The following is a 23,314-nucleotide window of genomic DNA, read 5'->3' on the forward strand; positions in this document are numbered from 1 at the left end:
GGAGCGCCTGTGTCAGCACCGACCATCACCACCTTAGGTGAGTTTTTGCAAGCCGGCCAAGCCGAATACAAAATTTTTGATATTGGCAGATGCCTGACGGAGCTGTCTCAAGAAGAGTTTGCAGCTATTGAGCAACAACAACGTCCGTACCCCTACCCCATTGCGCGGCAGGCTCAATTGGCAATACTGTTCCAACATAAACAACATGACCAACAGCCTTTTATCTGGTTTTTGCAATTTCCGTTAGACGAGCGCGGGCTCTTAAATATAGCCGCACGTAATCAATACCTGGAGTATGTAGTTAATGCATTAGGCCACGAAATTACCGGAGAAATGACCGAGGAGCAGCAAAAACAACTGCAGCAAAATCCGTATTTATTGACGCCGAATGAGCAACAGCGCGCGGCTTTGCATGCCCGGGTTCAGCGCCAGCAAAAATTGTCGCCGTCCATACATTTTGAAACGGCGGAAGCCTATTTGAGGCAACCTGAAAGCGGCATAGACTGGCAACAAATAGGCTTGCAGGGTTTACATGACTGCGCTGCCCGGTTAGAGCAATTGCCGGAACTGAGCAAAGCCATAGCAACGCATTTCTCTCATTATCCGAGTACTGTGCGCCAGCCGTTGGCGGTTGCGCTTGAGCAACAAAGCCTGACGCCACCGGTAAGAGACGCTCTTTTGCATAACCTCGAGAGCAGCAATGCTCAACTGTGCACTGACAGTTTGCGCGCGCTGGCCTCAGCGTCAGCTCATCCTCGGGTACAAAAAGCAATAAACAAACTGGTTCCAAATGCTAATGCCGATCAGCTCGTTGTTATTGCTGCACGTTTATGGCCGGTGCTTTGCGAAGAACAAAATTTGCTGCGCTACTTAGACGCCATCGCAGAGCTTGATAATTCATTATTTGATGCATTATTCCAGGATATTATTGCCCTGCCAGACATACGTCCGTTACTGTTATCCATTATTGCTCAACAAAAACAGTCTGCGGCGGTTAATGAAGCATTAAACCGATTAAAACAACAGACTCAGGGAAGCTAATGAATTTACTCGATGTCATTGTTTTACTGATGCTGGCAACAGCAATATGGGTGTTCTGGCAACATCGCCAACAGTCAGAAAGTGCGCAAAAACATGCGGTATTTTACTGTAAGCAGCAAGGGCTTCAGTTTTTAGATATTCGTCGCGAGGAGACACGTTGGTCGTTTAAAGGCAGCCAGCCGGGCTGGCGTAGTACTTTTAAAATGGGCTTTAGTAGCGACGGCGAGACTCGTTATGAAGGCGACTTAACCCTTCATAACCAGCGTTTGGTCGGCGTAGAATTACCGCCCTTTAGAATTCCCGCGCAATAATTTAACCAGGCTGCCGTTGGTAGAACAGGACTTCACCGGGCAGCTTTTCAACTTCTATCTGAGCTTGTATGCGGTAGCCGCGCTTTTTAAAGAAAGCCTGATAATCCGAACGAGTGACATAAACGGCTATCCCTTGTGATTCCGGATCTTCTTCAAAAACCGCTTTCGCGGCTTCAACAAGTAAGTGCCCCACTCCCTGCGACTGATACTGTGGTGCTACCGCAATAAATGCCAGCATATGGTAAGGCACATCCGGCATCGCTTCCTGAATTAAGCGTTCCTTTTCAAGTACCTGTTTAGTACTTAAAAAACCAGCCGTGAGCAACATGCTTATCCGCCAGTGCCAGAAACGCCCAGAACCAAAGCTTTTGCCAGGGCGGGTAAGACACGCGACACCTAATAGTGTGCCACCGTCTCTAATACCAATAATAGGCTGTCCGCTTTCCCAAAAAGCGTTTAAGTCTTCGCGGATAGCCGCGCGTAAACGCTTATCGTAGTCAGGTTTGTCTGACCGGAAAATCTTTTGCAGCAATTCATCATCGTAATAAGTCTGGAACAAAAGCGAGGCCGCTAATTTCAGGTCTTCAGCAACAAGGTAAACCAGCTCGCCCTGAACATGCTCACTGCTGTTCTCACCTGCCTCATCAATTTCGCTTTCCGTTTTTTCTGTCAGACCCTGCATAGTGAATAGCCAATTGTTAGTTTTTCATAACACCAACTTAACCATTTTTCGGAATTCTGTCGAGAGCCATTTCTCCACTATTCCAGCAAAGCTGTCACCAAGAGTTTTTGCCTGCATCAATTTGAGGCTGGCAATTATCAAGCCAGTCAGCCAATGAGTCCGACAGAACTTCGTGCTGTTCTTTACCTACCCACTCAAGTCCAACCGCACCACTTTGGTTATCTAGGGTTACCAATAAGCCGTCATCCTCGCTGCCTAAACCAATAAAGACAGTTTCAGGTTGCTTCAAACGACGCTTCATTAAAATGTGACCAGTAATATTTTCTAATAAACGCTCACCGTCTTCCAAACTCTGCGTTTGTAGTAAGCTAATTGTGTGCCCCTGATAATCAAGCGCAAGGTCTCCTGCGTACCAGCGACCAAACAAAGTCTTAATACTTTCATGAAAACTCACTTCCAAAGCACTCTCAAGATCATCAAAGTTTAACGCTTCGGGTTGCCGGCTCGGCGTCCATTCAACGGTATTCTCATCAATAACAGTTCCGTAAATTGGGCTATTCCACTCTTCTACGTACTCTGTATAGCGCACAGGAACATTCTCCTGATAGCGCATCATTAGTGCATCGATTGATTCTTCTAACGTCTTCATCTGGTACTTACACCTAAGAAAATTTACAATACGGCCATTGTACTTACGGAGCGACTTAAATGCCAAAGAAGGACGCACTAGACCATTTATCACTGGGTCAGCACACCGACTACCCTAATGAATATGATCCGAAGCAGCTGCAGCCAGTCCCCCGCTCACTGAATCGGGAACCTATAGGGCTTAAAGATAAGCTACCTTTTTCAGGTGTGGATTTATGGACCGGTTATGAAATCTCCTGGCTAAATTCAAACGGACTGCCACAGGTTGCGGTAGGTTATTTTTCGGTGCCGGCCGAAAGCCCTAACCTGATCGAATCCAAGTCGTTTAAGCTTTATTTAAACAGCTTCAATGACTCGCGTTTTGGCACTTGGGAGCGTGTGCAACAACTGATGGAAACCGACCTGTCCGCTTGTGCCGGTGCGCCGGTTAACGTCAAGCTGAGACATTTATCTGAGCTGGAAGGTGAATCGGTGGCGACTTTCCCGGGTCATTGCATAGATGATCAGAATATTAGTATTTCGCATTACGACTATCAGCCGTCACTACTTGCTACAGAACAAAATGAAACAGAAGAAGAACTGCACAGTCACCTGTTAAAATCGAACTGCCTGATAACCAATCAACCCGATTGGGGTTCGGTTTACATTCATTATCAGGGGCCGAAACTGGATCGCGCGGCGCTGCTGGCTTATCTGGTCTCATTCAGACGTCATAACGAATTCCACGAGCAATGCGTTGAGCGCATTTATCAGGATCTGAAGGCACTAAGAATGAAGAAGTTGACGGTTTACGCCCGTTACACACGTCGTGGTGGTCTGGACATAAACCCATTTCGTTCCGACTTCGAGCCAGCGCTGCAAATGCAACGCATGGCCCGACAATAATTGATTAAGCGTTAGGGTGCGGAATTTGTAACCATTGCAGGAAACGAGCTTTCTGTTTAGCAGTAGGCTCGTCTAATGGTTCAATTTTTGCGTCAGTTGCAGGAGTTGGTTGCACCGTTAAGGTTTTCTTGTGCAACTGGTCGCGACGGAAGAATGTCACTTCAATTGAATCACCCGTTTTATATTCAGCAAAAGCTTCTTTAAAGCGACCATCAACTACGGTGTGTCCGTCGTAAGCAACAATGACATCGCCCGGCGTAAAGCCCGCTTCCCAGGCGGGGCTGCCCTTACTAACCCGAGTCAACTCCATACCGCCGCTGACTTCGCTGGCACTCCAGCCAGCCCAGACTTTCTCAGCTTCGGGTTCGCCCTCGTCTTCATCCTTGTCCTGATCGTAAACCAGCTCTAAACCCACCTGCTCCAGCATGCTCTCAAACGGAATATCTGCGGCCGGACTTTCAACATTCTCTTGCCACCAGTCCTGCCAGGACTCACCCGTTAAATCTTTCAAAATAGTTAGCACGTCGGCTGAGGTGAAGCCCTGCTCTTCGGCATCGAAGCGCTGATACAACTCATTATGCACGTCGCGATAGCTAACTTCCCCATCAGTTGTTTTCAACAATTCGCTGTCCAGCAGCCAGGAAACCAGAGCACCTTCCGAATAAATATTCACAGAATCGTTGTGCGCGCGGTCTCCATATTGATCAATCCACGCCTCAAAAGAGGCTTCAGCCACTGACATAACCTCCCGGCCTGGCTTTGATCGATAACGGTCAATACTGGTTGCTACTCGTTCAAAATACTCAGACGGCTCCATAATGCCCGCCTGTAATAACAAATGGTTCTGGAAGTAACTCGTTGAACCTTCCGCAATCCAGAATAAATCGGTGTAGTTTTCCTCTTGATAATCGTATGGAACCAGCCCGTCCGGACGATAAGCTTTCACGTTCCATGTATGCACAAACTCGTGTGACGCTGTGGACATAAACGACAGGTAGTCATCGCGACTGGCAAAGCTGTATCTGGGACGTTGTATAATGGTTGAGTTTTTATGCTCAGTTGCGCCACCCGCGCCAGTTGTCGCGTGGATCATGAAAACATAACGCTCAAATGGATAACTGCTCCAAATCGAGTCACCGGTAGCGACCAGCTTTTGTAAGTCCTCGACCGTTTTTTCAGCGTCGTAGTTACCCTCCCCCCAGAATACGACTTCATAATCGCGATCATCCTGAGTGAATTCATAGTGTTTGTTAATACCCGTCTCTATGGGCGAGTCAACTAAGACATCCCAGTTTGCGGCCGAGAACTGGTGCTCGCCTTCTCTTTCCATACCGGAGTAACTCTTCCACTCGCCCGGAACATCCAGAGAAACGGACACCGGCTCATCACGCCAGGCGTCTGCATACATAAATACAGCGGATGCATCTAAGTAGGCATGAGTGTCATCGATATGCCGACTGCGACGCCCAAGTTGATTGGCGTAAATTTCGTAGTCAACGGTTACTTCGCCGCTGTCTTCAGGTAAATAAACGCGCCAAGTGCTTTTATCGACCTTTTCCCAGCGAAGTTCTTCCCCGTTGCTCTGGGCATCAAAGTCACGAACGCCATTAGCCAGGTTCAAAATGCGGTAATAACCTGTTCTCCAGGCTGGCATTTTTATATCCAGAAACTTAGCATCACTGGCCGGGAAGGTTATCGACACTTCGCCTTTGTGGTGCTCAGGTTGCGTTAAATCAATTTTATAATCGGTATTTGCCAATACAATGGAAGGTGCCAACATAACACCAACAGCTAATAAGCTCTTGCGCACAGTTTATCTCCGTTAGTTTCGCTTTATTTGTTAGTTAACTTGTTCAGAGACTACCACAATTCACCAATAGAAAATAAATTCAGATAGGTTAGACTTTATGGGATTATCTTTCGTATTATGCGTATTGACTTCAAAATTTGGTAGGTGAGCATTGGCAATACCGGAAACACCGCAAGAGCAGGTTCAGCACCTTAGCAAGAAGCTGCGACAAAGCATCCAGTCGCGTAAACAGATAGAAGACGACTATCAGCGCGACTCGCAACGTTACTCAAACTTTGTGAACGACCTTTGTCTGGCATTAAATGGTGTTGATAGTGAGTTAGACGGTTTACTGCATAAATTACGAGGTCACCTGCAACAAAATGCGTCAGCTGCGGTTCTAGAACCTATGATGCAACAAGTGGGTGAGGTAATTTCTCAGCATACCGTGCGTATGCAAACTCTGCTGAAAGAAACCAACGAAAGTATTAGCCTGGCATTACAGTCTATTAAGCCGCGCGATAGCGGCGGCAGAAGCCAACTACAAAAAATAGCAAATGAGTTCGAGCAACCAACAATGACGGTTTCTCATTATTTGCCATTGGTTAACCAATTGATGGCATTATCCTACCGGCAACAAGGTACTCAGACAGAAACTCCAGTAACCCAATATCAAAGTCAATTGCTTGATTTACTGAGTGAAGTCGAGTTTCTTGGAAGCGCAGCTGATACCTTGCAGCAAGTAAAAGTGGCTTTGCAAAAGCCGCAAACCAGCGAAACCTTGTTAGCTATCACCCTGAAAGTTATGCGGTTGCTATTTAACAACATTAATGATGAACGCCGCTCAGCGCAGCTGTTCCTGCAACAATTAAATGCTTCTTTAGAATCTGTTCAGAGTGTATTAGGTAAAACCATCAGCCACTCTGAAGACTTTGCCGACCAGCGACTGCACCTGAATCAACAACTAAAAAGTGGCGTTTCCGAAATAAAAGCTTGCGTCACTGACGCGTATGAACTGAACGATTTAAAAGAATCGGTCGGTTTGCAACTGCACCGTTTAGGTGAAACTTTAAATCAGCACCTAAAGTTGCATGACGAAGAACGTCAAAGCTTTCATAGCAACACCCAGGCCATGGAGCAGAAACTTCGTGAAACCGAAGAGCAGGTTTTACATTACAAGCAGGAGCTGGCTAAACAAAAGTTCCGCAGCTTACAGGACAACCTGACCAAGCTACCTAACCGCTCTGCTTTCGACGAACGACTGAATCTTGAATTTCAACGTTGGATAAAAGATGAAACTGCACTCACCGTTGCAATCATCGACGTTGATCATTTCAAAAGTATCAACGACAACTTCGGCCACATTGCCGGTGACAAGACCTTACAAGTCATCGCAGGCACGCTTAGCAAATCATTACGAGAATCAGCCTTTGTTTGTCGCTATGGTGGCGAAGAGTTTGCTATCATATTCTGTTCCGATGGACAAAGTGCCCATCAACATATAGAGAATACGCGGGAGAAAGTGGCTAATATCCCGTTTAAATTTAAAACCGACGATATACGCATTACTATTTCCGCGGGAATAGCACAATTTAAATACAATGAAGATACACCGCTGGCGGTTTTTGAAAGAGCCGATAAGGCGCTCTATGAAGCAAAAAATAGCGGGCGCAACAAAGTCATCGCAGCCAAATAGAAACCAACGCTGATGATCACCGCCGGCACAAGGATGACGCCGAGTCATCGTTATTACAGGAGTATGGAAAAATAATGAGAGCAAGTATTTCTCCAAGAGGCACCATGTCTCTTTTGTCACAACTGGAAATAGAACGTTTAAAGCAATCCTCAAACAGCCAACTTTATAAATTGTTTCGTAATTGCTGTCTCGCGGTTTTAAATGCCGGAAGTAATACCGACAGCAGTGCTGAAATTTACGATAAGTATAAAGATTTCGCCGTTAATATTATCCGCAAAGAGCGCGGTATTAAAATTGAGCTGATTGAACCGCCGGCAGAAGCTTTTGTTGATGGTGAACTCATTGTCGGTATTCGTGAGTTACTGGAATCTGTATTGCGCGATATCCTCTTTACCGGAGAACGATACTCAGAAGAAGAACTGAAAGACGCCGACAGCGCTACCCTAACCCACGTAGTGTTCGATATTTTACGCAACGCCCGTACTATTCAGGCCATGCAAGAGCCCGATATGGTCGTCTGCTGGGGTGGTCACTCGATTAACGAAGCTGAGTACAAATACACTAAAGAAGTGGGTTATCAGTTGGGTTTGCGTGGCTTAAACATCTGTACCGGGTGTGGTCCGGGTGCCATGAAAGGCCCTATGAAAGGCGCGACTATTGGTCATGCTAAACAGCGTATTAGTGGTGGTCGCTACTTAGGCCTTACTGAGCCTGGCATTATTGCTGCCGAACCACCTAACCCTATCGTTAACGAACTGGTTATTTTGCCCGATATTGAAAAACGTCTGGAAGCTTTTGTTCGCTGTGCGCACGGTATTGTTATTTTCCCGGGTGGCGCTGGTACCGCTGAAGAGCTTTTGTATCTTCTTGGCATACTGATGCACCCGAAAAACCAACAACAAAGCTTACCGGTTATATTGACAGGCCCTGAAGCGTCTAAAGACTACTTTGACGCGCTGGATACCTTTATTGTTGAAACTCTGGGTGAAGAGGCTCGAGGCTTTTACCGTATTATTATTGCTGACCCCTCAGGTGTTGCACAGCACATGCACGCCGGCATGGCAGCCGTAAAACAATACCGCCGTGATTCTGGTGACGCTTACTACTTTAACTGGACCTTGTTTATTGATGAAAACTTCCAGCGCCCGTTCTACCCGACTCACGAAAATGTTGCGTCACTGAACCTGCACCCGGAACAACCTAAGGAAGAGTTAGCAGCAGACTTACGCCGTGCATTCTCAGCTATTGTGGCCGGTAATGTTAAAGATGGTGGCATTCGCCAAATTAGGGAAAAAGGTGTATTTACCATTCATGGTGAAAAAGAGTTAATGAAACGACTGGACGTATTGTTAAGAGCATTCGTCGAACAAGGACGTATGAAATTGCCAGGTTCGGTGTATCATCCTTGTTATAAGGTTGTTACTGACTGAAGGATTTATGAAAAATAAAGTCTTTGTCATACTCTCCATTGGCGCTGTTTCTTATCTAGCTATAGTAGGAGCAGTGCTGATGCTTTATCAGGCTGATCCTGCTGATTTACAGTGGCAGGAACGAGAAACCTACAACGCCAGACAAATTGGTCAATTTGATCTCGGTATGTCCAAAGATAGCGTTATCCGAGTTTTAGGCTCACCAGACATAACTGAAGCAAAAGCGTCATCTGAAGGCGACATGCAAGTTTTGTTTTATCGAACTCATCACGTGACTTCTGACGGAATAACGACTAAAGATGAATGTACCCCTTTGGTTTTTCGCGATAATAAGCTTATCGCCTGGGGCAACGACTCTTATCGTGACTATCAGAATTATCAGAGGCGAGAATGAGAGAACTGACCGAGTGTTGTGAAAAAGCGGCAAGTTTACTGAAACAACACGACGTTCGTCAGCTTTATCGTCTGGTTCAGTTTATTGATGAAGAATATCAGCAAAACCGCTGGCCTGAACTGCTTCCCCTTTACGCTCAGCAACACGCTCCGGCGAACAACCAGCTAGTAAGTGAGTTACTCGCGCTTTGTGTAAACGCGTTGTATTGCGGCTACCAATGGTCTTTGCACTCACATTATCGCCGAATTCTGGCCGCTGCTTGTGTCAGTGAAAAACTTAACCCAGACCCTGTCCACTGGAAGCAGTTGCATTTAAGACAGCCTCTGTGGCTCTCTGCTTTAGAGCCTTTAACACTAAAGTCCGCTGACATTGTCGTTTTTCGCTACTGGGTTAACGCCTTAACTCAGGTTCAACTGCAACGCGGCGAATCCACACAGGCATTTTTTCCCTTATTAAACGGCAAATTCCGCTATCGCTTCTGGACGCTGTTAAATCAGCAGGATGCGCTTCCGGTACGGCTAACCGGGCAAAAATTTTCACATCATAAAAACCAACAGACCGCAGTACTTTTAGGTTTTGAAGGAAAGCATCAGATTCTGGCTCTATTACATAAGCTGGACAGCCCGTTTTATGTCAGCCCGGACGAAACACAAAACTGGCAAGTTAACGACAAGCCTTTGACTCAGGAACAGATGAACGCTCTGGCTCAGCACCGTTTGCTAAAACACGAGCAGAAAAGTGCAACACAACAAACGCCCAGACAACTGTTACGCGCAATAAACCGTTACGCCAATGCCAGTGGCGCCTTAAACGCAGTAATTCAGCAAATTAACCAACTGCCTTTTTTAGCCAGCAGTCTTCATGCCGCCGTGCATCAGAGCGAACGCATTGGCTACAGCGAAGCCAGCCGTATGGACTTGAAACAGTCTTATTTATGGCTAGGCTCTAAACGGGCTTCTGTTATTCTTGCCACCGCTTTTTTGCAGCACCAGTTTTCATTAAATACCATTCCTCTGCATAACGCATTGATGCAAAAGCTCGGCTTACTGACCACAACGCTACAGCACTTATCGGCAGAAACCGGCGTTAGCCTGCCAACCCCGGCACCACTACTTGCCCTACTTTCAGGGTCCGATCTTTTTCGTCACCCGGAGCTGCTTAAATCGGCAAAGTGGCCCCGTCCGCGCGAAATAGAGCACTGCTACAGTACAAGTTGGGTAGGCTCTGCGCTGGATATCAGTGACTTTCGTCGCAGTCGACAATTAGTTAAACGCTGGCAATTGTCCCCGGCTACCGAAAACTTATTAAACCCGGATAAAGCCGAAGCCAGTAAATTAAGTGCGCTATTTTTCTTAGCTCATTATTTAACACTAAGCACTTATTATCCCGATGTGTCGTTAAGCAGTTCAGTAAAATCGATGCTAAAGTCTTATTGTCAGCAACTGCAAATAAACAATGAGCAACTGACCCGAGTTAAAGCCAAATCGGCTTTTGAAAGTCACTGTTACTCACCGTTATAACCTACATTCACTGGCTGAATAATGCTTTGCTAGTCAGTATTAGCGCGGCAATGGTAGAATTACCATTCCTGTTTTTGTTGTAACACGGTTTAAAGGAATCAATTCATGAGTAGAACTATCACAGTAATTCCAGGTGACGGCATCGGTCCGGATATTGTCGAGTCTGCAACCGCTATTCTCGATAAAGCAGGTTGTGACTTTGAATATGAATACGTCGACGCTGGTTTAACTGCTTTGGAAAAAACCGGAGAGTTATTACCTCAGAATACTCTTGATGCGATTGAACGTAACGGTGTTACATTGAAAGGTCCACTGACCACTCCGGTTGGCGAAGGCTTCACCTCTATTAATGTCAGCCTGCGTAAACATTTTTCGTTATACGCTAACGTACGTCCTGTTTTGTCTTTTACCGGCACCCAGGCGCGCTACGAAAACATTGATATTATTACCATTCGTGAAAATACCGAAGGTATGTATTCCGGCTTAGGCCAGAAAGTGTCTGAAGACGGTAATGAAGCCGAAGCAGTCAGCAAAATTACCCGTGAAGGCGCTGAGCGCATTGTTCGTTTCGCCTATGAAACTGCACGCCGCGAAGGCCGTAAGAAAGTCACCGCGGTGCATAAAGCCAATATTCTGAAGTCCACTTCTGGTCTATTCTTAAAAGTAGCGCGTGAAATTGCTGAAGAGTACCCAGACATTGAATCGACAGAAATGATTGTTGACGCGGCCTGCATGCGCTTAGTTATGAACCCGGAAGAGTTTGACGTTATTGTTACCACCAACCTGTTTGGCGATATTCTGTCAGACCTGTGCGCAGGTTTGGTCGGCGGCTTAGGTATGGCACCCGGCGCTAACATTGGTAAAGACTGCGCCATTTTCGAAGCTGTACACGGCTCAGCCCCAGATATTGCCGGTAAAAACCTGGCAAACCCAACCTCAGTTATCTTAGCGTCAATTCAGATGTTGGAATACTTGGGCATGCAAGAGCAAGCCGAAAAAATCACCAAAGCACTAGAAGATGTGATTTCCAGTGGCGACCGTACCACTCGTGATTTAGGCGGTTCGCACGGTACCACTGATTTTACTCAGGCAGTTATTGAGCGTCTTTAACAAGGCTCAGCTTACAAGGCCAGCCTGAATTCACAGAAGCCAGTTTTCCCTAATTGGGAAAGCTGGTTTAATGCCATAGTCAGACTAACTTATTTACTTAAACTGATTTATCTCAACGTCCTGACCATCTGGAAACTTAGCGTGTAACTCCAGTGTTCCCCCTAAAGCTTCAACATAATGTCTCAATGTACTTAGCAGAGCATCAGGCCGCGTCTCAACCTGAGATATATTAGATTGAGCAAGGTTAAGCTTTTTAGCAACAACAGACTGGTTAAACCCCCGCGCTTTTCGTACTTCCGCCAGAGTCATTTCCGCAATGATACCAACCGCTTTAGCTCTCGCAGCGGCTTGTACTTCTGGCTTGATTTTCTTTTTCATCTCGTGCAATGATTTTGCCATAACCACCCTTAAGCTTTAGCTACTGTCAGTTTTCAAATAATCCAGAAACAACTTTTCAGCTAACGGGATCATTCGTTTATAAAAGTGTTTATCCCTACTTCCATCTTTACGACCGCCACATAACAAAACTGCCTGTCTTTTAGGATCAAATGCGTAGAACACTCTATATGGCTTCCCGTCATGTTGAATCCGGAGCTCTTTCAGGTTCTTCAAGGCTTTTGTTCCTTTTAAAGTGTCAGCTTGCGGCCTTCCCAAGCCAGGACCTTTAATTTCCAGTACATCTACCATCGCCTGAACATCGACTTGCTCTGCATCATTAAGCGTAAAAAACCACTCTTCGTAGTCATCCGTAACTAAAATTACCCAATCCATGGTTTACTCCTAAAATATACACTTAAAAGTATATATTTTCAAAAGTATATTACATATATTTATTCACTGAAACAATCATCTAGTAAGTGGCGAAGTATAGACAGTAATTTAAGAGTTGAAGGTGGGAACTTAGCTGATTCTTACATAAGACATCAGGAATTATAGGATATTATTCAATTGTACTTAAAATCTGGTGGAGCAGAGATCTTGAGAGTATGACAGGAAGTGCAGGCATAGCCATGAATGAACTCAGGCTATGCCTTTAAAGCTAGCTGCGTGGCAGCCAGCGCAAGTGTACGGTAATTTCTTCACGGTCGTGGTAAAGGTGCTTGGCCTGAATTTCAAACGGCTTAGTCCCCTCGGTTTGTAGCTGTTCTTTAATCTGATCCAGGTAGCCTTTAACAGCAGCATAGCGCTGACGCATTGGTAACTTAAGATTAAATATAGCTTCTTCACAGTCACCTTCGAGTAACCAACTGGTCATCAGCTCTCCGACACGTGCGGGTTTTTCAACCATATCGCACACCAGCCAGGTAATATTTTTGCGTTTCGGGCGAAATTTAAAGCCGTCTTCCTGAATGTGCTTAACCTGACCGGTTTCCATCAAGGATTCTGCCATTGGCCCGTTGTCCACAGCCTGTACCATCATGCCTCGACGTACCAGCTGATAAGTCCAGCCTCCCGGCGCCGCACCAAGATCTACCGCCTTCATGCCCGAATGAACACGTTTTTCATGTTCGTTTTCAGGAACAAACACCTGAAAGGCTTCATCCAGTTTCAACGTTGAACGGCTTGGTGCCTCTTTTGGCATACGCAAACGCACAATGCCACCGTTATGTACGGTTTGGTTATAGCTGTATGAATACCCCACCAAAGCATGTGCTGCATTGACAAATAACACATGCAGCACAGGTCGTTTAGCTAGCGGTTTATTACTTAAAAGCTCTTCTTTACGCAACGCCTGACGCAGCGGTACGCTAAACTTACGGCAAAATTTGGATAGCTGATTAGCTTCATTAGTATCTGGAGTTCCCACCCGTAACTCACCGGCTAAACCGAACGTTTCCTGATGAGGCTTTAACACTTTAATGACTTCGCTGGCACGGTCTTCAATACCGGCCACTTTAACCGGCCCCAGTAAGGCAAACATTTCGCGCGCAAAGACCAGGTCTTTCAGCGTCAGTTTACGGGCAATATGCTCTGCTTCTTCGTGCTGGCAATGATAGGTAACGTAAGCTTGCTCGGGTTGTGTCTGGCAATAACCATAAACACCCAGTTCCGCGGTTTTATCCTGAATTTCAGCCGCGCAATCACCTTCGAACCCTGCACGACACAGCAATACAATGCCACTACCTCTGCCGTTAACAATCTCACTCATTAACTACCTGCTCCTAACTTCATTGCGCCAACTAATAAACTGACCCAGCCAGCAATAAATAATACCCCGCCAATAGGCGTTATAGGTCCAAACCATTTAACACCGGTAAGTGCTAAGGCATACAAACTGCCGGAAAATAAAACCACGCCAGCCAGCCACAAATAGCCGCTGGCAACAAACCAAACCGACTGTGACTGCTTTAACCAAAGCGCTAAAGCAAACAGTGCCAATGCGTGATAAAACTGATAAGTGACGCCGGTCTCAAAAGCACTCAGCAAACTCTCACTTAATTTCGATTTTAAACCATGCGAAGCAAAAGCCCCCAACATAACGCCGGTACCGCCTAAAATGGCGGCCACAATTAAAAATATCTGACTCATTGAATAAACTCCTTAATGGCATCTGCGGCCTGTTCCCAAAGCTTCGGCGTATTCGCCGCTTTGGTTTTTGTGGCGGCAAAACCGTGATCGGCACCCTCTAGCCATTGTAACTGCCAGTTGTGCGGTAGCTCCACGCATTGCCCCTGCTCCGCTCTTTTTAAAAGCGGCTTACTGAAGGGGTCACGGGTTCCCTGCAAAATAAGGCCGGGCGCCTGCGTCATCTTTAATTCTTCATGACGTGACTTCTCAGGTTTTTGCGGCGGGTGAAACGGAAAGCCCAAAGCAATTACTGCTTTCGCGCCGTATTTATCGGCTAAGCGCAACATCACCCGGCTTCCTAATGACTTACCCATCAAAACTAACGGCTTATTATCTTGCTGTAATTCGTTCAGCAGTTCATCAATCGCATCGACCAATGCCTGCATTTTATTCGGCGGCCGAGGTTTCCCGGTTTCACGAACCTTTTCCCAATAAGGAAAGTCCGGGCGCACAACCTCCGCACCAAGCGCTATGCTCTGCTCTGCAAAGAAATCCATAAAAGCTGTGTCGGGACCGCCTCCTGAGCCGTGCAAAAACACGATGCGGAGCGCTCCTTCCGGGTTCTGTTGTTGATAACGCATTATTGGTTAAACTCTTGCTCTTCTTTTTGAACCAAGTTTAGCAGCCACTGACGGAAGGTCGCGATTTTACCTATCTCCGCCTGATTGTCACGACAAACCAGATAAAACGCTTTATTCCGCTGCAGTGCCTGAGGGAAAATACGAACCAGGTGGCCACTGTCAATTTCGGACTTCACCAGCACGTTATTGGCTAATGCAATGCCCTGCCCGTGGACTGCAGCCTGTAAAGCCAGGCTCGAATGACTAAACACCGGTCCGTTATCGCCTTTATACTGAGGTAAACCCACCAGTTGAAACCAATCCTTCCAGGCGTTACGAGTTTCATCGTGCAGCAAGGTTTGTTTGAATAAGTCTATCGGTTCTTTGATATTCGCTTTATTTAATAACAACGGCGAACAAACCGGCCACAAATACTCTTCGTGTAGCTGGTAAGCTTTTACCCCGGGCCAGCGGCCATCGCCATAGTAAATAGCAACATCCACGTCATCGGTTAACGAACCACTAATTTCATCCACGGCTTTTATGCGTATATCCATATCAGGGTGTTCTTCGCGAAAACTACTAAGCCGCGGAACAAACCATAAAATAGCGAAACTGGGCGGAACCGACACGGTCAAAGCACCGCGTTCAGACACTAACCGAAGCTTATCCGTGGCCTGCGCCAGTTGCTCAAAAATATCGCGTAACTCTAAGTAGTATTCCTGCCCTTCTTCGGTCAGCAACAGCGAGCGGTTACGCCGGATAAAAAGCTTAAGCTCAAGGAAGTCTTCTAACGCTTTTACCTGGTGACTGACGGCCGCCTGAGTCACAAATAACTCTTCGGCTGCTTTGGTAAAACTGAGGTGACGCGCTGCCACTTCAAATGATTTAAGCGCGTTTAAGGGAGGTAATTTCCGCATGCCATTAACTAAAAAGCGTCTCTGTTTAGTAGATAACCACCACTATAACAGAGACGCCCTTTGTTCGGCTATTTATCATTACTTTATCTAATGTGACTTACAACCGGACGCCGCCGTCAATTTCGACCACACGGCCGCTGAAGAAGTCATTTTCAATAATGTAGCGGGCACTGTGGGCAATTTCATTGGGCTGGCCCCAGCGTTTTAGCGGCACCATAGACAACGCGCGATCAACCGCTTCAGGTTTCATCTGTGCCGTCATTGGGGTTTCGATAAAGCCAGGCGCAATGGCACCACAGCGAATGCCGTAGCGACCCAGTTCACGAGCCCAGGTTACCGTCATGGCAACCACACCGGCTTTCGTTGCTGAGTAGTTGGTCTGCCCCATATTGCCAGCACGAGCGACACTGGAAATATTGATGATAACGCCTTTCTTACCAGCTTTTACCATCTGCGCTGCGGCTTCACGGCCACACAGGAACGTGCCGGTGAGGTTCACATCCAGTACCGATTGAAACTGCTGTAATGGCATTTTTTGTTTCAGTTCACCGTCTTTGAATTTAATCAGCAAACCGTCACGCAGTAGGCCTGCATTGTTCACCAGCACATCAATGCCATCAAACTCTTGCTGAATTTGCTCAAATACGGTTTCTACCGACTCTTCATCGGTAATATCAACTTCATAACCAACCACTTTGGCTGCACCCAGCTTTTCACATTGCTCCTGAGCTTCACCTAATACGTCGCCGTTAATATCGATAAGCGCAAGTTTGGCACCTTGTCTGGCGAAATCTTCCGCCATCGCAAGGCCCAGCCCCTGAGCACCACCGGTAATAACAATGACACTGTCTTTAATTTGCATGTGTTTCCCCAATTCTTAGGTTACTTCTGTGACTTAGGTGCCACATAATTAAAAATACTGGAAAAGTCCTGACGGCCATGACCTTGTTCAGACCAGCTGTGGTAAAGGTTGCGAGTCAGTGATCCCATAGGTGTTGCGGCACCGCTTTCTAATGCAGTTTGCTGCGCCAGGCCTAAATCTTTAGCCATTAAGTCAACCAAAAAGCCGCCCTGATAGTCATTACTTGAAGGCACGTTGTCCATTACCCCAGGGCACGGATTATATACCTGTAATGTCCAGTTGCTACCTGAGCTTGCCAGCATAATTTCGGATAAAACTTTCGGGTCCAACCCGTTAGCCTTACCTAATTGCAGTGCTTCAGAAGTCCCCACCATTAATACTGACAACAACATGTTATTACAGATTTTTGCAATCTGTCCTGCACCGACATCACCGGCGCGGAAAACATTTTTGCCCATGTCGTTAAGTACGGTGCGAGCCCGGTCAACGTTAGTTTCTGTGCCGCCACAAATAAAGGTTAAAGTACCGGCTTTCGCGCCACCAACACCACCGGAAACCGGAGCGTCGATAAAGGCAATACCGGCTTTCTCTAGTTGTTCACCCACATACATAGCGGTTTCAGAAGAAATGGTACTGCAATCAATAACGAGCTGATCTTTATTCAGCTTGTTGATTAGACCATCATCACCAAGGTAAACACCTTTTACGTGACGGTCTGCAGGCAGCATCGAAACCACAAACTCAGCTCCGTCAATGGCTTCAGCTGCTGTTTTCGCGGCCTGTGCACCGTCAGCAACTATTGCTTTAAGTGCTTCTTCCGATAAGTCAAAAGCCTTAACTGTGTGGCCTGCTTTTGCCAGGTTGCTGGCCATAGGGCCACCCATGTTTCCCAGTCCAATAAATCCTACGGTTGCCATAATGGCACTCCTTCTTGTTAATTCGTTTTATTTATCAAGATCGGCTAATGGATGCGTTCGCTCGCCCCAGGGCGGTAAAAAGAATGCATCAACCTCTTCCGCTGGTACTTCGGCTACCGAGCTATGCTGCCATTGTGGATTCTTATCTTTATCAATCAGCAGTGCCCGAATACCTTCGGCAAAGTCACCACGAACCGCACAGTTACAGGACAAGGTTAGCTCTAAACGGAAACAGTCAGCCAACGACAAGTCAGAGCCTTGCTGCAACTGGTTCCAGACCAGGTGCGAAGTAAAAGGACAACCATTGGCCAGGTTCTTCCGCGCCCGCGCCAGCCATTTATCATCAGTTTCGTCATTGACAATACGCTTAACAATATCGCCAATGTCGTTACCGGATGTCAGATCTGTTATTAGCTTCTGATGCGGTTCTACTTGCGGTGTTGGTAACGCTGTTGGGTCACTGCTTGCCACGTCACTTAGTAAATCCGTCACTTTTTGTTTGTTCAGTGCCTCGGTATTGCCCCACTGAACTTCTTTCAGCTGATTCAGAATGCTTTCTTTACTTTCGTGCCCGACAAAGTGATCGGCCAGGTTCAGATACAGTGCATCGTTCGCATTCATCGTCGCGCCGGTAATACCTAAGAACAACCCGCAACCTTGTGGCATACGATTAAGGAAGTAGGTCGCACCAACATCAGGATACAAGCCAATAGTCACTTCAGGCATGGCCAGTAATGAACGTTCGGTCACAATACGATGACTAGCCCCGTTCATTAAGCCCATACCACCGCCCATAACAATACCGTCACCCCAGCAGATAAGAGGTTTAGGGAAGGTCTGAATAAAGTAGTCCAGTTGATATTCCTGCGTGAAGAAGTTTTCGACTTCTTCCACTAATTTCCCCGGCTCTGCCTGCATAGCTTTATACATGGCGACAATGTCACCGCCGGCACAAAAGGCTTTTTCACCAGCCCCCTGTAACCAGACACAGGCGACTTTGTCATCCTCTGCCCACTTTTTCAGTTGTGGTAACAGCTTTTCAGCCATTGCCAGGCTCAGAGCGTTTAAAGATTTTTCGGAGTTTAATGTAGCAACGCCGATGACTTTCTCACCGGCGTTCAGTTCTTCAAAAAGTACAACGTCTTGCATGGAATCTCCTTACAAGATTTCGCGGTCATTATCCGCCAACATACGGCGGCCAATAATCATACGCATTACTTCGTTCGTGCCTTCCAGAATCTGGTGCACACGAACGTCCCGCACATGGCGCTCTAACGGATACTCTTTAATGTAGCCATAGCCACCGTGCAGCTGCAGTGCGTCATTACACACCTTAAAGCCGACATCGGTCGCAAACTGTTTCGCCATGGCACAATAGGTAGTTTTATCAGCATCGTTGTTATCGACTTTACTGGCCGCCAAACGCACCATTTGCCGGGCTGCGACCAGTTCAGTTGCCATATCAGCTAACTTAAACTGTAGTGCCTGGAACGCAGCCAGTGGTTTACCAAACTGCGTACGCTCCTGCATATAAGCTTTGGCAGTATTCAGTGCCGCTTGCGCTGTACCCACAGAACACACCGCAATGTTAATACGACCACCATCTAAGCCCATCATCGCAAACTTAAAACCTTCGCCTTCTTTACCCAGCAGGTTCTCTGCCGGAATGCGAACGTCTTCAAAGGTCACTAAGCGGGTAGGCTGTGCATTCCAGCCCATTTTGTCTTCAGCTTTCCCGTAAATAATGCCTTCAGCATCAGCCGGTACGGCAAAAGCAGAAATTCCTTTAGGGCCATCTTCGCCAGTACGAGCCATAACCACCAGTACATCGGTTTCGCCGGCGCCGGATATAAACATTTTAGAGCCGTTCAAAACGTACTCGTCACCGTCTTTTTTCGCACTGGTACGTAAGCTCGCAGCGTCTGAGCCTGAACCGGGTTCAGTTAAACAGTAAGAGCCCAGCTTCTCGCCGGTAACCAATTCTGGTACCCATTGATCGATAACTGACTGCTGGCCGAATGAGCCAATCATCCAGGTAACCATGTTATGAATGGTCATCATAGCGGTGGTTGCTGTACAACCACCCGCCAGTTGCTCAAAAATAAGCGCAGCGTCAAGACGGCTCATACCAAAGCCACCGGCCTCTTCCGGCGTGTACATGCCCATAAAGCCCATTTCTCCGGCTTTGCGGAACACTTCAACCGGAAAGTGATGTTCTTCGTCCCACTTAGCCGCGTTAGGTGCCAGCTCTTTGTCGGCAAACGCCTTGGCAGTATCTACAAAGGCTTGCTGGTCTTCTGTCAATTCGAAATTCATCGTTATCCCCTACTACCTTAGGTTAATTGACATATTTGGACCGGATACTTCTTCCAGATCACTTTCAAACCAACGGGCCGTTACTGTCTTAGTTTCGCTGTAAAAACGAACGCCCTGCTTACCATAAGCATGAAGGTCGCCAAAGAATGAACGCTTCCAGCCAGTAAATGAGAAGAACGGCAGTGGTACCGGAATTGGAATGTTGATACCGACCTGACCCACTTCAACTTCGTGCTGATATTTACGTGCGGCGGCACCACTTGCGGTAAAGATAGACGTACCATTACCGTAAGGGTTGTTGTTAACCAATTCCAAAGCGTCTTCAAGGCTGTCCACTTCTGTAGCGCACAATACCGGACCGAAAATTTCCGTTTTATAAATTTCCATATCCGGCGTTACGTTAGAGAAGACCGTTGGCCCAACCCAGTTGCCGTTTGGCAGACCGTCAACTTTGCAATTACGACCATCAACCAGCAATTTAGCGCCTTCTTTTTCACCCTGAGTAATCAAAGCTTCAACGCGTTCTTTCGCTTGTGGACTAATAACCGGGCCATAAGCGGCACCTTCGTCATTCCATGCGCCCGGACGAACCTTAGCAATAGCTTCCGCTATTTCAGGGATCCACTCTTTTGCCGCGCCAACAAATACCGCGACAGAAATAGCCATACAACGTTGACCCGCCGCACCGACAGAAGAGCCAACCATATTGTTGATGACTTGCTGTTTATTGGCGTCAGGCATAATAACGCAATGGTTTTTCGCACCGGCAAAGGCCTGTACACGCTTACCATTTTCCGTACCACGACGATAAATATATTCAGCAACCGGCACTGAGCCTACAAAAGACAAGGCACGAACGTCCGGGTGGTCTAACAGAAAGTCGACCTGTTCTTTATTGCCGTGCAATACCTGCAGTACGCCTTTAGGCGCGCCAGCTTCTTCGAACAGTTCAGCCAAACGGGTTGGCGTTAACGGATCTTGCTCGGAAGGCTTCAGAATGAAGGTGTTACCGCAAGCAATAGCCAGCGGGAACATCCACAATGGGATCATCGCCGGAAAGTTAAACGGCGTAATACCAGCGCAAACACCTAATGGCTGAGTGTAGCTATAAGAATCAATTTTACGGGCAACGTTTTCAACTGTCTCGCCCATTAATAACGAAGGAATATTCGCCGCGTGTTCAACCACTTCAATACCACGCCAGACATCACCTTTCGCATCTTCAAAAGTTTTACCGGTTTCTTGTGCCAGAGTCTCTGCAATTTCTTCCTGATGTTCTTTTAACAAGGCCTGATAACGCATCATTACGCGAGCACGCTCAGAAACAGGCACTTCTTTCCAGGTTTTAAAAGCTTCGCGGGCACTCTCAACCGCTGCGTCCATCTCGCTTTGCGTTGCAACCGGAACTTCAGCGATAACTTCCTGAGTTGCCGGATTGGTCACAGGGATCCACTGTTCTGACTTCGAGGCGATAAATTCACCATCTATATACAGAGGCACTTTCTTAGACATAATTCACCTTCTTATTGTGTTATTTTGTCATCTATTGATGAGCTAAATTTAGTTAAGTGAGCCTTTTACGTGACCCTCTTAATTCTGATTACTTTACTTTGGGCCGCCAGCTTTTCGCTAATTGGCGTTTACCTTGCCGGCCAGGTTGACGGTTATCTGGTTGTCTTTATTCGCATGATTTTAGCACTGATAACAGTGTTGCCCTTATTCCGCTGGCGTCATCTGTCGCCCCAAAATGGGCAATTGCCTCAACTGGCTAAACTGGCCGTTATCGGCGCTGTACAAATTGGCGCCATGTATTTGTTTCTTTATCATGCGTTTTTGTATTTGAGCGTTGCCGAAGTGCTTTTGTTCACTATCTTTACACCACTCTACATAACGCTAATTGATGAGCTGATACTTAACCGCAAGCATCTGCCGCTGTTATGGTGGATAGCCGCAGCGGTATCGGTATGCGGCGCCGCCATTATTCGCTATCAACCCTTGTCCGATGACTTCATCACCGGCTTCTTTTTAATTCAGGCAGCCAATGCCTGCTTTGCCGCCGGCCAGGTTGCTTATAAACGCTTACCCACGGGTAAAACCTTAGAACAAAGCCAACAATTTGCCGCTTTTTTCTTTGGCGCCAGTGTTATCGCCGGCCTTGGTGTTCTATTCTTTGGCGACTTAACCAAAATGCCGACCACCAATCTTCAATGGGGCATTTTATTGTGGCTCGGTATTGTTGCCTCCGGGCTTGGTTACCTTGGTTGGAACCTTTCCGGAAAACGAGTCAATACCGGGCAACTGGCCACCATGAACAATGCGTTAATTCCCGCGGGCATTTTGGTTAATGTCGTGTTTTGGGAGCAGCCTTTCGACTATACCCGGTTAAGCATTGGCGCTCTTGTTATTATTCTTGCCGTATGGCTGGCAGGACGGGTTAACAAACTTAAACCCGCCCGCTAACCAGCGGTTTTAGATCATTTCTACGGCCAGAGCAACGGCTTCACCACCACCAATACACAGTGAGGTGATGCCTCGTTTCTGGCCTTTTTGTTTCAGTGCATGCAGCAAAGTAACCAATAACCGTGCTCCACTTGCGCCAATAGGGTGCCCTAAAGCACAGGCGCCGCCATGGACATTCACTTTAGCCGGATCCAGTTTCATTTGCTGAATAGCCAGCATGGTGACCATGGCAAAGGCTTCGTTAATTTCCCATAAATCGACATCGTCTTTGGTCCAGTCCAGCTTACTCAGCAAGGAGTTCATTGCTCCAATTGGGGCAACGGTAAATTCAGACGGAGCCTGAGAATGCGTGGTATGACCCATAACACGTGCCAGTGGCTGCAGGCCTTTGGCCTTTGCATCGCTCTCACGCATTAAAATAAGCGCTGCTGCACCGTCAGAAATGGAACTGGAATTAGCCGCAGTAATGGTGCCGTCTTTTTTGAATGCCGCACGCAACTGAGGAATTTTATCCAGACGCGCTTTACCCGGTTGCTCATCAGTATCGACAGTGACATCGCCTTTACGGGTAGAATATGTCACTGGGGTAATTTCATCTTTGAAAAAGCCATCTTTAATAGCGGCCTGAGCTTTGGTCAGTGAGTGAATGGCAAACTCATCCATTGCTTCACGACCCAAACCGTATTCGTCAGCAGTGTCCTGTGCGTAACACCCCATAGCTTTATGTTCGTAGGCGTCTTCCAGACCGTCCAGCATCATATGATCCAGCACTTGTCCGTGCCCCATACGATAACCGCTGCGGCCTTTTGGCAGCATGTAAGGTGCATTCGACATGCTTTCCATGCCACCGGCCAGCACAACGTCTGCTGAGCCCGCTTTAATTAAATCGTGCGCCATCATTGCAGCTTTCAAGCCAGAGCCGCATACTTTATTAATGGTTGTGGCGCCCGTTGAGCGAGGTAAATCGGCATGCAGCATTGCCTGACGCGCTGGCGCCTGACCCAAGCCCGCAGGTAACACATTGCCCATGATAACTTCTGAAATATCATCGGCTGTTAAACCGCTGTTACTCAGCGCTGCTTTTATAGCTGTTGCTCCCAAATCAGGAGCAGTAACTTCACTTAAGCTGCCCTGAAAACCGCCCATTGGCGTACGGTTGGCCGCTACTATAACGATTGAATCGCTCGACATTTTTCCTCCAAATG

At 47.1% G+C, this 23,314-nt stretch carries 24 protein-coding genes; 9 read left to right on the forward strand and 15 right to left on the reverse strand.

Going from position 1 to position 23,314, the window contains the following annotated elements; all coding sequences use genetic code 11:
• Positions 1-9: 9 nt before the first annotated feature.
• Positions 10-1,041 carry a DUF3549 family protein gene (locus NJR55_RS08600; RefSeq protein WP_253619582.1) on the forward strand — a complete coding sequence of 344 codons (1,032 nt, stop codon included), beginning with the start codon at positions 10-12 and terminating at the stop codon, positions 1,039-1,041.
• Entirely contained in the window at positions 1,041-1,352 is a 312-nt protein-coding gene (locus NJR55_RS08605; RefSeq protein WP_253619583.1) for a DUF3301 domain-containing protein, read from the forward strand. Before NJR55_RS08600 ends, NJR55_RS08605 begins: the two co-directional genes overlap by 1 nt.
• Position 1,353: 1 nt before the next feature.
• On the opposite strand, the gene NJR55_RS08610 is transcribed toward NJR55_RS08605, so the two are convergent.
• A complete protein-coding gene (locus NJR55_RS08610; protein ID WP_253619584.1) occupies positions 1,354-2,034 on the reverse strand; it encodes a GNAT family N-acetyltransferase in 681 nt (226 codons plus the stop codon).
• Positions 2,035-2,128: 94 nt separating this feature from the next.
• Positions 2,129-2,683, reverse strand: coding sequence for a SecY-interacting protein (gene syd, locus NJR55_RS08615; RefSeq protein WP_253619585.1), 555 nt, complete (start codon positions 2,681-2,683; stop codon positions 2,129-2,131).
• 59 nt (positions 2,684-2,742) lie between these two features.
• On the opposite strand from syd, the gene queF reads away from it, so the two are divergent.
• Entirely contained in the window at positions 2,743-3,567 is an 825-nt protein-coding gene (gene queF / locus NJR55_RS08620; RefSeq protein WP_253619586.1) for an NADPH-dependent 7-cyano-7-deazaguanine reductase QueF, read from the forward strand.
• 4 nt (positions 3,568-3,571) lie between these two features.
• Here the strand turns inward: queF and NJR55_RS08625 are convergent, their stop codons facing one another.
• Positions 3,572-5,377 (reverse strand): M61 family metallopeptidase, encoded by a 1,806-nt coding sequence (locus NJR55_RS08625; RefSeq protein ID WP_253619587.1) that lies wholly within the window; start codon positions 5,375-5,377, stop codon positions 3,572-3,574.
• Positions 5,378-5,528: 151 nt separating this feature from the next.
• Here NJR55_RS08625 and NJR55_RS08630 point away from each other — a divergent pair, with 151 nt between their 5' ends.
• The 5 genes from NJR55_RS08630 to NJR55_RS08650 all read left to right on the forward strand — a co-directional run bounded on the left by NJR55_RS08630 (position 5,529) and on the right by NJR55_RS08650 (position 11,506).
• Complete coding sequence (locus tag NJR55_RS08630; protein WP_253619588.1) at positions 5,529-7,052, forward strand: GGDEF domain-containing protein; 1,524 nt, start codon at positions 5,529-5,531, stop codon at positions 7,050-7,052.
• A gap of 74 nt (positions 7,053-7,126) precedes the next feature.
• Positions 7,127-8,482: a nucleotide 5'-monophosphate nucleosidase PpnN gene (gene ppnN, locus NJR55_RS08635; protein ID WP_034820396.1), complete on the forward strand. Its 1,356-nt coding sequence runs from the start codon at positions 7,127-7,129 to the stop codon at positions 8,480-8,482.
• Positions 8,483-8,489: 7 nt separating this feature from the next.
• Positions 8,490-8,876 (forward strand): DUF3192 domain-containing protein, encoded by a 387-nt coding sequence (locus NJR55_RS08640; RefSeq protein ID WP_253619589.1) that lies wholly within the window; start codon positions 8,490-8,492, stop codon positions 8,874-8,876.
• A complete protein-coding gene (locus NJR55_RS08645) occupies positions 8,873-10,396 on the forward strand; it encodes a hypothetical protein (protein ID WP_253619590.1) in 1,524 nt (507 codons plus the stop codon). The genes NJR55_RS08640 and NJR55_RS08645 overlap by 4 nt, the downstream gene beginning before the upstream one ends.
• A 105-nt stretch (positions 10,397-10,501) precedes the next feature.
• Positions 10,502-11,506: an isocitrate dehydrogenase gene (locus NJR55_RS08650; RefSeq protein WP_011234112.1), complete on the forward strand. Its 1,005-nt coding sequence runs from the start codon at positions 10,502-10,504 to the stop codon at positions 11,504-11,506.
• A 93-nt stretch (positions 11,507-11,599) separates the two neighbouring features.
• On the opposite strand, the gene NJR55_RS08655 is transcribed toward NJR55_RS08650, so the two are convergent.
• The 11 genes from NJR55_RS08655 to NJR55_RS08705 all read right to left on the reverse strand — a co-directional run bounded on the left by NJR55_RS08655 (position 11,600) and on the right by NJR55_RS08705 (position 21,161).
• Positions 11,600-11,905, reverse strand: a complete 306-nt coding sequence (locus NJR55_RS08655) for a helix-turn-helix domain-containing protein (RefSeq protein WP_253619591.1) — start codon at positions 11,903-11,905, stop codon at positions 11,600-11,602.
• 15 nt (positions 11,906-11,920) lie between these two features.
• A complete protein-coding gene (locus tag NJR55_RS08660) occupies positions 11,921-12,277 on the reverse strand; it encodes a type II toxin-antitoxin system RelE/ParE family toxin (RefSeq protein WP_253619592.1) in 357 nt (118 codons plus the stop codon).
• Positions 12,278-12,545: 268 nt separating this feature from the next.
• Entirely contained in the window at positions 12,546-13,655 is a 1,110-nt protein-coding gene (gene rlmM / locus NJR55_RS08665; protein ID WP_253619593.1) for a 23S rRNA (cytidine(2498)-2'-O)-methyltransferase RlmM, read from the reverse strand.
• The gene (locus tag NJR55_RS08670; protein WP_253619594.1) at positions 13,655-14,035 is read right to left on the reverse strand and encodes a DUF423 domain-containing protein; all 381 of its coding nucleotides are present in this window, start codon (positions 14,033-14,035) and stop codon (positions 13,655-13,657) included. Before NJR55_RS08670 ends, rlmM begins: the two co-directional genes overlap by 1 nt.
• Positions 14,032-14,655, reverse strand: coding sequence for an alpha/beta fold hydrolase (locus NJR55_RS08675; protein WP_253619595.1), 624 nt, complete (start codon positions 14,653-14,655; stop codon positions 14,032-14,034). The genes NJR55_RS08670 and NJR55_RS08675 overlap by 4 nt, the downstream gene beginning before the upstream one ends.
• On the reverse strand, positions 14,655-15,554 hold the full coding sequence (locus NJR55_RS08680) for a transcriptional regulator GcvA (protein WP_011234116.1): 900 nt from the start codon (positions 15,552-15,554) through the stop codon (positions 14,655-14,657). The genes NJR55_RS08675 and NJR55_RS08680 overlap by 1 nt, the downstream gene beginning before the upstream one ends.
• Before the next feature lie 97 nt (positions 15,555-15,651).
• Positions 15,652-16,416, reverse strand: coding sequence for an SDR family oxidoreductase (locus tag NJR55_RS08685; RefSeq protein ID WP_011234117.1), 765 nt, complete (start codon positions 16,414-16,416; stop codon positions 15,652-15,654).
• Positions 16,417-16,436: 20 nt separating this feature from the next.
• Complete coding sequence (mmsB, locus tag NJR55_RS08690; protein WP_253619596.1) at positions 16,437-17,333, reverse strand: 3-hydroxyisobutyrate dehydrogenase; 897 nt, start codon at positions 17,331-17,333, stop codon at positions 16,437-16,439.
• A gap of 27 nt (positions 17,334-17,360) precedes the next feature.
• The gene (locus tag NJR55_RS08695) at positions 17,361-18,482 is read right to left on the reverse strand and encodes an enoyl-CoA hydratase/isomerase family protein (RefSeq protein WP_253619597.1); all 1,122 of its coding nucleotides are present in this window, start codon (positions 18,480-18,482) and stop codon (positions 17,361-17,363) included.
• 9 nt (positions 18,483-18,491) lie between these two features.
• The gene (locus NJR55_RS08700; RefSeq protein ID WP_253619598.1) at positions 18,492-19,649 is read right to left on the reverse strand and encodes an acyl-CoA dehydrogenase family protein; all 1,158 of its coding nucleotides are present in this window, start codon (positions 19,647-19,649) and stop codon (positions 18,492-18,494) included.
• Between the two features lie 12 nt (positions 19,650-19,661).
• The gene (locus tag NJR55_RS08705; protein WP_253619599.1) at positions 19,662-21,161 is read right to left on the reverse strand and encodes a CoA-acylating methylmalonate-semialdehyde dehydrogenase; all 1,500 of its coding nucleotides are present in this window, start codon (positions 21,159-21,161) and stop codon (positions 19,662-19,664) included.
• 69 nt (positions 21,162-21,230) lie between these two features.
• Here NJR55_RS08705 and NJR55_RS08710 point away from each other — a divergent pair, with 69 nt between their 5' ends.
• Complete coding sequence (locus NJR55_RS08710) at positions 21,231-22,109, forward strand: EamA family transporter (protein WP_253619600.1); 879 nt, start codon at positions 21,231-21,233, stop codon at positions 22,107-22,109.
• A gap of 9 nt (positions 22,110-22,118) precedes the next feature.
• On the opposite strand, the gene NJR55_RS08715 is transcribed toward NJR55_RS08710, so the two are convergent.
• The gene (locus NJR55_RS08715; protein ID WP_253619601.1) at positions 22,119-23,300 is read right to left on the reverse strand and encodes an acetyl-CoA C-acyltransferase; all 1,182 of its coding nucleotides are present in this window, start codon (positions 23,298-23,300) and stop codon (positions 22,119-22,121) included.
• Between the last annotated feature and the right edge of the window lie 14 nt (positions 23,301-23,314).

The organism is Idiomarina rhizosphaerae (assembly GCF_024159085.1).
Taxonomy (GTDB): Bacteria; Pseudomonadota; Gammaproteobacteria; order Enterobacterales; family Alteromonadaceae; genus Idiomarina; species Idiomarina rhizosphaerae.

What these genes read in the sequence shown, in the direction of transcription:
- NJR55_RS08695 (WP_253619597.1), bottom strand. Translation starts at nt 18,482, where the DNA reads ATGCAAGACGTTGTACTTTTTGAAGAACTGAACGCCGGTGAGAAAGTC.
- NJR55_RS08715 (WP_253619601.1), bottom strand. Translation starts at nt 23,300, where the DNA reads ATGTCGAGCGATTCAATCGTTATAGTAGCGGCCAACCGTACGCCAATG.
- NJR55_RS08675 (WP_253619595.1), bottom strand. Translation starts at nt 14,655, where the DNA reads ATGCGTTATCAACAACAGAACCCGGAAGGAGCGCTCCGCATCGTGTTT.
- NJR55_RS08605 (WP_253619583.1), top strand. Translation starts at nt 1,041, where the DNA reads ATGAATTTACTCGATGTCATTGTTTTACTGATGCTGGCAACAGCAATA.
- NJR55_RS08655 (WP_253619591.1), bottom strand. Translation starts at nt 11,905, where the DNA reads ATGGCAAAATCATTGCACGAGATGAAAAAGAAAATCAAGCCAGAAGTA.
- NJR55_RS08650 (WP_011234112.1), top strand. Translation starts at nt 10,502, where the DNA reads ATGAGTAGAACTATCACAGTAATTCCAGGTGACGGCATCGGTCCGGAT.
- NJR55_RS08645 (WP_253619590.1), top strand. Translation starts at nt 8,873, where the DNA reads ATGAGAGAACTGACCGAGTGTTGTGAAAAAGCGGCAAGTTTACTGAAA.
- queF (WP_253619586.1), top strand. Translation starts at nt 2,743, where the DNA reads ATGCCAAAGAAGGACGCACTAGACCATTTATCACTGGGTCAGCACACC.
- mmsB (WP_253619596.1), bottom strand. Translation starts at nt 17,333, where the DNA reads ATGGCAACCGTAGGATTTATTGGACTGGGAAACATGGGTGGCCCTATG.
- NJR55_RS08680 (WP_011234116.1), bottom strand. Translation starts at nt 15,554, where the DNA reads ATGCGGAAATTACCTCCCTTAAACGCGCTTAAATCATTTGAAGTGGCA.
- syd (WP_253619585.1), bottom strand. Translation starts at nt 2,683, where the DNA reads ATGAAGACGTTAGAAGAATCAATCGATGCACTAATGATGCGCTATCAG.
- NJR55_RS08670 (WP_253619594.1), bottom strand. Translation starts at nt 14,035, where the DNA reads ATGAGTCAGATATTTTTAATTGTGGCCGCCATTTTAGGCGGTACCGGC.
- NJR55_RS08700 (WP_253619598.1), bottom strand. Translation starts at nt 19,649, where the DNA reads ATGAATTTCGAATTGACAGAAGACCAGCAAGCCTTTGTAGATACTGCC.
- NJR55_RS08610 (WP_253619584.1), bottom strand. Translation starts at nt 2,034, where the DNA reads ATGCAGGGTCTGACAGAAAAAACGGAAAGCGAAATTGATGAGGCAGGT.
- NJR55_RS08685 (WP_011234117.1), bottom strand. Translation starts at nt 16,416, where the DNA reads ATGCAAATTAAAGACAGTGTCATTGTTATTACCGGTGGTGCTCAGGGG.
- NJR55_RS08640 (WP_253619589.1), top strand. Translation starts at nt 8,490, where the DNA reads ATGAAAAATAAAGTCTTTGTCATACTCTCCATTGGCGCTGTTTCTTAT.
- NJR55_RS08660 (WP_253619592.1), bottom strand. Translation starts at nt 12,277, where the DNA reads ATGGATTGGGTAATTTTAGTTACGGATGACTACGAAGAGTGGTTTTTT.
- NJR55_RS08705 (WP_253619599.1), bottom strand. Translation starts at nt 21,161, where the DNA reads ATGTCTAAGAAAGTGCCTCTGTATATAGATGGTGAATTTATCGCCTCG.
- ppnN (WP_034820396.1), top strand. Translation starts at nt 7,127, where the DNA reads ATGAGAGCAAGTATTTCTCCAAGAGGCACCATGTCTCTTTTGTCACAA.
- rlmM (WP_253619593.1), bottom strand. Translation starts at nt 13,655, where the DNA reads ATGAGTGAGATTGTTAACGGCAGAGGTAGTGGCATTGTATTGCTGTGT.